This window comes from Vallitalea sp. (assembly GCF_025211055.1).
In the GTDB taxonomy this organism is placed as follows: domain Bacteria; phylum Bacillota; class Clostridia; order Lachnospirales; family Vallitaleaceae; genus Vallitalea.
This window is the reverse complement of record NZ_JAOARO010000026.1, coordinates 1-11282: the sequence shown is the minus strand read 5'-3', so window position 1 is coordinate 11282 and position 11282 is coordinate 1. Positions and strand designations below refer to the sequence as shown.

The following is an 11282-nucleotide window of genomic DNA, read 5'->3' as shown; positions in this document are numbered from 1 at the left end:
TAGTTATAGTATCTATTGCATTTTTAAGTAATGTATTTCCTCTTGTAGTACAATCTGTAATATAAGTTACCGAAAGTGCATGTTCGGCAAGTGTTTTGATAAGAGAGGTCTGAGATGCCTCTAGTATTATATTTATATATGAATAGTAATTGAGTCTTGTTTTGAGTTCTGCAATAACATTCTCTATTTTAACTGAAGTTGAGAGTAAGTCACCTTCAACACATAAAAATTGTTCTTGAATTCTGTTGTTGAGTAAATTTTCAAGACTTATAGGTTCAATACCATATGACCTGAATTTGTCACTTCCACTTATATCAACGAGCAGTGAATTATGTCTTCTGGACAATATACCTGCCCATGTTATTGCTGTAGCTCTTGTACCTACTTCATATGGTCCTATATAAAGTCTTAGAGCATTTTTTAGGATTGTATCAACGATTACCACATCTTCTACATTATTTGCCTCAAGAAGTTTAATGAGCTTGTTTTGATGAAGTATGATGGTTTCATCTAATTCACATAGTTGAAACACCTTGGCTATGACTTCTTGAATGTTTTTTTCTAGAGCAGAAAGGGAGATTCTGTTTTTCTGAAGGTCACTCATTAATTTAGTTGCAAGCTGTGGTGCATTGATAGGGGTAAATATATTCTTTGAAGTTTTATATATCTCATTAATATATTTATTCTCAGAAGGTAATTCATTATCAAATGACTTCATAATATCATTAACAGTTTCATCCATAGATTGATATACAGTAATTAAGCTTTTAGATAATTCGTGTAGTTGAAATTGTAAGTCTAAGCGCTCTTTTATTAGTTCATTAAGTTTCTCTTTATCTTCTTTATAGTATAACTTAGTATTAGAAGAGAATTTGTCAAGTGCAGAAGTTATTTCTCTCAAACGAGAGTGTATAATTGACTCGGCGGATGTAGTCATGGTTGCTAATATGGACATTACTTTTTCAGCAATCATATTGTTCCATGAAGTTTTATAACCAGAGCGTTTTATTCCCAGTTCTCTAATCTCTTCAAATTTTTGTTCAGAATTTTTGTTTTCATTTTTAAATATAGTCACAATTTCTTGTTCAACGTTACGGAGCATACTGATAGTTTCAGCAAATTGATTATTCTCTGTCATCAAGTCCCTTACAATGGTATCTTTATCTAGTAATTTTTTGAATAGATTCCAATCTGAGAAACTAGTACATTCTTTAATACGTTCTTCGAGGGTTTTAACTTTATGTAATTTTATAACTTCTACAGGTTCTTTTATAACGTCATCTTCAGGCTCTTGTATAGATTCATCAGATGGGGTTGGTTCTTCTTTAGGTGTTTCTAGTTCAATTTTGGGTTCTTTTATTTCTTTTTTACTAAGCTTTTTCTTTTTAGGGTTTTCTTCTGGTTCTTCAGTTTTCTTTTTCTTAACTTTAGTAATATCTTCTTTCTTTATTAATGTTTTATTTTCCAAAAGCTCTGTAACAGCCTCTTTAAAATTTCTAAGGTTAATTTTTCTATCTAATTTTTTGCCTATTATACTCTCATTTCCAAGATATTTAGCTTGTTTATCGTTGGTGTATAAATAGATTATGAGAATATCTTCATGTTTTTCTTTTAATGCAGATATAAAAGCGTTCCTAGTTTGAGTAACAGAAAGGTCTTTTGGACCTAGAACAATCGTATCCATACCTGTTATTTTGGGACTCAAGTGGAGTTGCTCAATAATCTTATCCATCTTTGTTTGAAGTGTTTTATCTTCGAATGTTTTTTTGCCAAAACCTGATAATGATGCTACATATATCATATCTTTTACCTCCTAAGTTACATTTTGTTTTATTAAGGATATTTACACAGTAATTTATTCAATTAAAAGTAAAGTGATTATCTTTTCAAAATATGTTGTTCATTAATAGAATTTCTCCCATCTGTATTGTTATGACCGTATACTTGTTCTGTATGACAAATTGTACCTTCTAAGGTACTATCTATATAATTAGCAGTGGTTTTTAGGAATTCAAGTAAATCTTCAAGGGATTGCTTACTTGTCATAATAGATTCTATCAATTTTTCGTTTTCATCACTTTTTATATTGTGCATAAACATGGGGTCAGTTACTTTATTGATAAGAACACGTATTTTATTTGATGTTTCTTCTGATTTACCTTTAAATTGTATGCTTTCAATATAGAGATTTTCTAATAATACAGGGTCTAATAATTTGGCTTTACCACCCATGGGGATATCTTCCTTTCTATTTGATTTTTGCATTAGGTTGATGGGGTTCAATAGGGATATTTTTTCTTATATCTGTAAATTCTTGTTTTAGTATTAGAGCGTCATGTTCTACTAGTATTATTGAATCTAATAGACGTTTTAGAAATGCTAATTCAACTTTATCATATGTAGTTTCTATCTTACTTCTAAAGCCTTTTGAAGAATCTATAATATCTCCTATAAGTTTACTGATATCTTCAAGAGTGTTGTAGGCTTCTGTGTTAGTTGATAATAATTTTTCTGGCATATGATCCTCTCCTTATATATTCATATCATCAATTTGAAGAATGTTTCTTAGTTTCTCTTTTTCCATTTCTTTGGAAAATTCATCATCTACTTCTATGAGTTCATTAGTATTACTCTCTAAATCAGGAAGGGTAGTGTTTTCAATTTTTTCTTCAGAAGGGTTAATTGAAGGTTCTTCTTGTATGAGCCCAGGTTGATTATTAATTAGCGTATTTCTTTCTTCATATGGAATACTAGTCATAAAAAATCTTTCCCAAGCCATTTCATATTCTTCTTGGATATATAATGAGAATTCCAAGGTCTTACGTAGTTCTGTATGTATTCTGGTAAAAGCCTTTACGTCTGTTGCGGCAGTTATTACATGTATTGCGCCAGTAAGTATTTCAATATCTTCTGGTAAACCTTCTACAACCAAACCTAGAAAAGGTGCTAGAATATTAATTGGAGTAGGAGAATTATCGTAAAAATATTGAATTGCTGATAAGTTTTTTTGAGGTTCTATGTTTTTGATGAGTTCTTCTAGTGTAAAGCTATCATTTAATATGATAGCTTTATCATAGACATCTCTGTGGATATAGAAAAAATCATCATTTTTAGATAAAACTAGAGTGTTAATAGTAGTAGGTAAATATCGTTTTTTTGAAGTTACTAGCATTTAATTGCCTCCTTATAAATATCTTAAAATAATCTAAAAAAATAGTTATTTGAATACTTTGCTAGGATCAACAGGGATACCATTAATATAAAGCCCTAAGTGTAAATGAGGACCAGTACTTCTACTACCAGAATTACCAGAACTTGCTATGACTTCATATTGGTTTACTTGTTGTCCTTGGCTTACGATATAATGATTTAGATGTCCATATATAGTTCTAATTCCCTTGCCATGATTGAGGATAACATAATAGCCTAGAGCATTACTATGACCTGCTTTTTCAACAGTACCATTAAATAGAGCAGTTACTTCAGTTTTTAAAGCAGCTGATAGATCTATCCCATTATGGAAATGTATCTTATCTTTTTCTATGGGATCGGTTCTTGTACCAAATCCAGATGTAACATGGCTGGATTTATTCAAAGGATAATTAAGATTATTTACATCTCCTAATTCTGGATAGGTTATTGCTTTTTCATATGCCTTCTTTTGAGATTTTAATTTGTTTTTAAGTTTTTTGGATTTTTTTTCCATTTTATGGGCATTTGTATTATCAAAAGATAATAAATCTAGTTGTTTAACCTGTATTTTTCTCTCTTTTAATAAGTCTTGTATATGAAGTTGAATTGATTTATATTCTGAATCTAACTCTAGAAGATATTCCACAGAGTTATTTCTGTTTTCATAAACAGTAGTTTTTAATTCTAGTAGCTGTTGTTGCAGGGTGTTAATCTCAGCGTCATATTTACTAAGGATATTTTCATAATTGGTTGAATAAATATCTATAGCTTTTTCTACCATTTCATCTTTATTGATTTCTGTCTGTACACTATAATACTCTTTAGTTATATCTTGTAACAATTTTTCTTCCATTTCTACAGAAACTACTTTTTCAATTCCATATATGTCCAGCAAGGCAGAAGCATTTTCTGCATAGATTGATATAGGGCAGCTGATTATAAATATAATAACTGTAATAATTACTTTTTTCATATTTATGCCTCCTAAGCTATTTGGATTAGAATTAGAAAAAGAGTAAATAGTAATTTATTACTCTTTTTCTAAAATAGGATTAATAGTTAAGATAATATTGGATTAAATAGCTATTAATACTTAATGGGTTCCAGAAGTACTTAAATCGTCTGATGAAGATTTCTCTGATGAATAAACAGCATATACACTATAAGGAATAGAATCTAAAGAATGTGTTTTACCAGCTAGTGTTACGCTTCCATTTCCTCCATGATGTTTATATTGTAAGCAATAAGTATCTCCAATTGCTTTTATATTAGCAGCAGCAATAACAACTGTTGAATCATTCATCATTTGATTTAAGTTGCTGTTGGTTATGTTAGAACCATGAGGTACGAATATAGTTGATGATGGAAGTTTCAAGGTAAAATGCCACCTCTGAGCCTGTTGATTGTAGGCATAATCAGAGAGTAGATTACCTGGATTCCTATTCATACCGTAAGTGTATGGAGTACCTATGAACGTTCTGTTTCGTTCATTAAGTTGCATGAATTGTGCATTTCCATATGTATGGTATTTTCCTATAGGCATACCTATAGGTATTTCATTACCTTGTGAGTCAACATTATAGGTATTATCTCTAACAAATTCGGTAATATCTTGCTCTTCTTTAAGATAATTACGTCTGGCAGATTCTTCTTCCCAGTTAAGAGTAATTGGGTAGTCTAATATGGATTGCCCGCCACCAAATATATTAATAGGCTGATATTTTTTATCAACTTCCATATATACATCCAAAGGAGTTAATTCTCCTGTATTTAGGTTGAGCCCATAATAATAAGGAATGATTTGCATATAGGAATAATAATTACCGATAGTTTGTATATCCATAAATATTGGATAACCTACTCTTAACGGCTGCCTTTTTAAAGCCTCTATATTATTTATTGAAGGAGATAGAGGAAAACTTAAAGGTGTTTTTTGGAGAAAATCAAGGCAGCCGTAAGTATTAAGATAATTGGTAATTGGTGAAGCAGATTCGCCTCTTATATCTACTGAGTTACCTATATAATTGTTCTGTTGATCTATTTGTACTTTTGGTACTACATTAGGTATATACCAATCAGTAGGAGTTACAGGTTTCTTGAATATATTAGAAAATCTAAAATCACCTGTATCTTCCATAACAAGATTACCTATACGACCAACAATATCTATGTTATATTGCTTAAGTGCGGAATGTCTGGCATTTTTATTATTATACCTTTTCTTATTAGTTGGTTTAGTATTATCTATACCAGAACCGTTATTGGCAACGGCATAGAATTTTACGCCAGCACTTATGGCTTCTTTATTAGCTAGTGGTAAATAAAAGTGATACCATTCCTGATTAATTGGATATAAAGAAATCTCTGAACCAGCAGGGTATAGGACGTTATTATAAATTACATTATAATCAAACTTAGCAATCTTTTCAGAAGTCCATTCAGTTGTATTCATGTTATCTGTGAATCCTTTACCTCTATACTCACTAGTTTCAGCAAGGCCTAATGCCCCATTTCCATAAAAATCACCTTCGTTAGGAAAATATATTTTGAATGGATAATCAAGCATTAGCATATCTCCTGATGAAGCATAATTACCATCTGGGAGTTTGATATTTGGATTAGCTGGAATTACTTCTAGTATTGTTTCATACCAGTCATCAGGAGGTTGAGATAAAGTCTTTTCAGTTTTAACAATGGATGTTAGTGTAGGGGATAAATCAGGTATATATGGCGTTCCTTTTGCAGGAGTGATGATTCCATTAGATTCAACTGCAGGTTGATAGTTAGCATTATTTATTAGAATAGTAGGTTCTCCAACTGCAGGGATAGTAATATATTCTGGTTCTCCGTTTCCAGGTTGATTATAAGCAGGAACTGTAAAATAATTACTGCCAGAACCTGAGTAAGAGAAATTTGATAGGGCATAGTTATAAACACTACCACCATTATTTTTTGCTAATCTTTCTGCATCAGCACAAGAATCAGCACTATGTCCTGAAGTAGCACCACATCTATAGTTTGCTATTATACTGTTGTTTTTATATAGATTAGTCCCATTCCATGATAAAATATCACCTGTATCTACATATACGATACCATTTCCATATTGACTATTAGTGTAATATTTTTCATGATCTAAATGTTGATAGTAACCACCACCAGCACCATATAAATTAACTCTAACTGTTGCTGGATTTTTAAAAGTATAAGAACCTGAATAAATATTTTGCTGAGGTACATTGATAGGTGGTACATAATTTGGATTCTTAACTATTTTTTCAGGAATATATTCAGGGTTTGCAATAGTATAGGGGGTTACATAATCAGGATTATCCATTTCTCTTTCTTCATGGATTGTATATTTATTTGGTATCCATTCACATGTATCACCATTTTCTTTTGTAATAGAAAGATTATCGGCAATAATATATTCATTGTTATTATCTGTGTTATTAGAGTTACCATTTATTATATTAACTTTTAATTTTGCAGTATTAGTTGGTGATCGGAAAGATATATTCATTGTTTTAGCCTGCACATCTGAATAAGAGTCTGAGGACCATGTAGCAAGAACATTATCATTTGAATCAAGTGCTTCTATTAAAAAGTTACCAAAGCAATTATGACATTTCATCATACCTGTAAAACTGTAATTAATGTTAGGTTCACCGAGAGATGTTGAAACATATTTTGCTATTCTATTAGATTTAGCCGGTACTTCAATATAAAAAGAACCTTTTCCAGCTATTTTATCATTGCTATCTATCCTTTTGAATGTTACACCATCTTTATTATTAACTTCACCAATCCAATTAATAATATTTCCATTAGCCGTAGTTTCCTCTGCATTACCATTATAAATAAAATCTTGATAAGGATGTATTTCTTTCAGTTTTGTAACATATTCAGTTATATCTGATTGTAGATTTCCCCCAATATGATTATCATTGTCAAAAACACGTTGATCCATTGATGAATCTATAGGATATATTATGGCTGATTCAGCGGATACAGGATTATGTATAACTATATCATTTATCTTAGTGAAATTTTCTGAGTTTTGATATTTAGTTTCGTAAGTAAGACCTGATTCTCCATAATCAGGGTTATATTCATCTCTATAATGTAAGCTTTTTCCAGTGCTTAATATGTTTTTATAGAATACTGAAGATGTACCCGTTATGTATTCGCCATTACTTATAGTATCATTAATGTCTAAACCTGTTTTTACTATACACAGAGGTTGAGAAGGGCGGGTAGGTCGTATTATTGTTTGAGCAGGATCATCATCTAATATGGTCATTGTCTTGTGTTTATCTCCTGTACCATCATATTTGGTCTTTGGTGAAAAGAATTCTCCATTATAAGATCCTACATTGATTTCATAACCTAACCATTTAGCACATGATTCAGGATTATTAAGCCACATTTCATCAAAGGTACTGGTTACTTTTTTAAACTGTTGTTGTGACTTTATTATTTCAGAGTCTTTATTAAAATATAATAAGGATTGGTCTCCAGAAGATGTTTGCAAAATAACGAAATCAGATATTACTGTGGCTTTGTTTTCCATATTTCTTCTGGAATCAAATTTATTATATTCTTCTGTTTGTTTATCTATATTATCTGCATTTAACTTGTGATAATCTTCCTGAGTTGAATAGCTATTATTGGTATAAAGTATACCATGAGCATAATCTGAACTATGTCCAGAGCCTGAGACATAGGGTGAAGAACCTAGACCGTTACATTTGTTTGTTCTAATACCCTCATCCCACATTACTGCATCATGTTGTTGTGGTTCAAGACTGTATCTTATTCTTCCATCTTTTGAGGATTCTGTTTTTGCAATGTTATAAAATATATTAGGATCTCCTTGAACTACGTCAGCTGTGACTTCGTCCGTACCGAGGAGAGTAATCATACCATTAATTTTACTACGATGAATTTTCCATACATTAACGTTAGTTATTTTTGTAGTATCATAAGTTAGTTCCTGTTTCCAGGTATCTTCTATGGCAGGCAATTCGTGAGTATGACAAGGACCGCATAGGATATGAGCAGGAATAGAACCAGTTACTGTTATGGTATAATTACCGGGACCTCCATCATGGCCACTTGCTGCAATATAATCTTGACCGTCATCACCACCTGTTGGTGGATCTCCAGAAGGTGGGGTAGGGGCTATATATTCTTGTCCAGGGTCTGCATCACCAGATGGACCATCATTTCTACTATCTGTTGTTATATGTACATTCCAGTTTTTGAAGGTTCTTGTTTCTTTATCACTGGCAGCTGTATGGGATATTTCATAATTATTTATAGTAGATATCCAATCTTGAGCTTGGGATTTGGCTGTTTCGTAATTAGAGTAATCCCATGAGTTAGTAACACTTGTACCATGATCCCAGTAAGAAACTGAGCCTGTCCAAGGTAGTGAACCTGTCCATGTTGCTGAGATAGTTAGATCTCCACCATGCACATTAACACTAGTATCAGAACTGTTTGCACCTGATGGTGGCGGTACAGTATAGTTGCCTGCTTGATCTCCAGTCTGAAATTCGCAAGGAGTTCCTGAAAACTTTGATTTATAGGTTCTATTAATTTTCTGGTCTTTTAAATATTCAGGATGTATCTCAATAATAAATTCACTTCCTCCTGTTGCAAAGTACAGGTCTCTCGTAGTTGGAGTACCAGCCATAGCTTCAAAAGTTTCTCCATAAGGGTGACCTTGTTTTATTTCAGAAGCATATGTAGGTATTGTGAAAATTACTGGTGTTGGACCAAGGGTTTCAAATGTTTTTTCTGCAGTATTAGTTGGTATTGAATTTAAAGTAATTGCTTTTTTCTTTGAACTTAATTGTACTTCAATGGATGACTTGTATTTAAAAGTGTATGAAGATAAAGGTTCAACTGGAAAATCCATAACTTCGTGAATATATTCCAAAGGAACTTTACCTGTAATAAAACCCAATAAATCATCTTTATCAATATATTGCCAATCACTAGAGTAGGAACAGTTACTTGTTGTAGTCAATGGGTATTTAGAATTTAATATATCAGAGTAAGCACTATCTGATGGGTGCATGACCTCAAGATCTAGTTTGATTTTTGGGTATCCAACTTCAAAATTATCATAACTCAATAGTTTGTTCCATGCATCCTGTTCTAGATTATTTAGGTTGCCTTTTAAGGTTACTTTGATGACATCACCGATTACAGTCGCATTTTCTTCCTTTACGATCTCAGGTGAGGGTGTATCTGTTGTGATGGAATAACCTCCTGTTGGATTTTCATCAGGTGCGAAAGTTTGATATCCAGATACTAATACAAAGCCATAATGGGAATCTTTGAATTTTAGAGATTCCATAATTCCCGTTATTTCATTTTGAGTTCTTTTCCATTCAGCTGAACCCGAACCCGTATATATTCTGCTTGACTTACCAATGACGCCAGCTTGACCCCAAGCAAAACCATTATATTTAAAAGCAGTACCATGGATACTAGTTATTCTTTTCCAGTTAGGGGCTTTAGAGATTGATTTATTGACTAGGTTTTTAATTATTGTTCTTGTATGATCACTTCCATATTCCCATTCAGATTCAGGAGTATCAAAAGCTGGGGCAGTAGGAGATGTGAGATGGTTGGAAGCTGTTATACCTGATACATACATCATATAATCTACAGATGGAACATATACATATTTTGATGAGTAAGCAGGTACCGATACTCTTACAACAGTGTCTATTGCTACAATAGGTGGATTGGCTAGAACATCATCTTTGATAATGTATCTTTCTATTGTTTTATAGATGTTTTTTTGAAGAGGGGGTGGGGCTAATACATAGATTGTCATAAGTAATTGAAGGTAGCCTATTTCATTTTTTAGTTTTTCATCCTCTTCTAGTTCGCCTTCCTTGAAGTGTGTAAATTTATTTAATTTATATTTTATAGAAAGTGGAGAATCTCCTTCAGCAGTCCAATCTTTTAATAAATAATTCCATACTTGCATACATTTGGAATGGGAATTTTTATCTAATACCTCTAACCATTTTCCATCTGCTAAATCCGTAATTTGATTAGTTGTAAGTTTATTATATAATACCTCATAAAATATATTACCAACCATATAACTATCACCAAGTTTTCTAAGTTTATAGGAATTAAATTTACTATCTACAGGATCAAAATTCGAAGAACTGGCATTATACCATTTTATCAATGAATTATCATCATAAGCATCTGAAGGACAAAATATTATGGAATTAGACATTCTAGGAAAATGGTTAACATATTGTTGTTCTATCTGTTCATTAACAGGTATAGGATATTTATCATCATAATTCAAAGGTTTTCTAAGTTCTTCTGATATTATTCCTACTCTAAAACATGGTGTTCCACATATTCCGCCACCTTTACCAGGTGACCCACCGCCGGGTATAGAGCCGTTATCACCAATTGCACCTCCATTATCAGCTGTATATACGTTATAGGGAATAATTGTTGTTAATAAAGTCAATGTTATTAATAATGCTAATATTTTATGTTTCATTTATTTTTTTATCTCCTTATAAATAAAAAAAGTATAAGATAATGATCTTATACTTTTCTTATTTTATTGATTTACATTCTATAAAATTGCACTTATCATCTATATAATATGCTAGCTTAAAACCAGTTCCAGCCCAGTATCCATATCCATCTTTTTTTTCAAAAATTGCTAGATACCCAGATTTGTTATATGCTATAGTAAATACTTCATAGTCATAGGTAACTTTCTTTCTGGATAGTATTCTATCCATTTTTTCAATAGTATATATATTACGAAGGGAATCTGTTCCCAAAGGAAGAACACTAAGTACGTCAAGTTCTTGAGAGGTATATTGGTTAATATAGTTTTCTAAACCTCGACGCCTTAAATATTTCATACCCAATGTATACTTGGAGTCAAAGCCGGACCTCTTCATTTTGATTGTATTACCATCAATTTCGAACCCAGACATTAGATCATCCATAGTTATCCGTAAATAACCTCTTAAAAGTAAATTGTTCAATAGACATCTTATTTGATGTGTTCTTAATATTATTGT

General features: G+C 31.7%; 7 protein-coding genes. All 7 read right to left on the bottom strand.

The genetic code is table 11. The features are described from left to right. On the bottom strand, positions 1 to 1801 hold a 1801-nt coding region (locus N4A55_RS03580; protein ID WP_293754135.1), incomplete at its 3' end, for a hypothetical protein. A gap of 77 nt (positions 1802 to 1878) precedes the next feature. After that, positions 1879 to 2232 carry a hypothetical protein gene (locus N4A55_RS03575; RefSeq protein ID WP_293754134.1) on the bottom strand — a complete coding sequence of 118 codons (354 nt, stop codon included), beginning with the start codon at positions 2230 to 2232 and terminating at the stop codon, positions 1879 to 1881. A gap of 16 nt (positions 2233 to 2248) precedes the next feature. Beyond that, entirely contained in the window at positions 2249 to 2518 is a 270-nt protein-coding gene (locus N4A55_RS03570; protein ID WP_293754133.1) for a hypothetical protein, read from the bottom strand. Between the two features lie 12 nt (positions 2519 to 2530). Continuing rightward, positions 2531 to 3172, bottom strand: a complete 642-nt coding sequence (locus N4A55_RS03565; RefSeq protein WP_293754132.1) for a hypothetical protein — start codon at positions 3170 to 3172, stop codon at positions 2531 to 2533. Positions 3173 to 3217: 45 nt separating this feature from the next. Continuing rightward, a complete protein-coding gene (locus tag N4A55_RS03560) occupies positions 3218 to 4165 on the bottom strand; it encodes a M23 family metallopeptidase (protein ID WP_293754131.1) in 948 nt (315 codons plus the stop codon). 120 nt (positions 4166 to 4285) lie between these two features. Beyond that, positions 4286 to 10744, bottom strand: a complete 6459-nt coding sequence (locus N4A55_RS03555) for a hypothetical protein (protein ID WP_293754130.1) — start codon at positions 10742 to 10744, stop codon at positions 4286 to 4288. A gap of 58 nt (positions 10745 to 10802) precedes the next feature. Next, positions 10803 to 11282 (bottom strand): hypothetical protein (locus tag N4A55_RS03550; protein WP_293754129.1); only part of this gene is annotated, 480 nt, incomplete at its 5' end.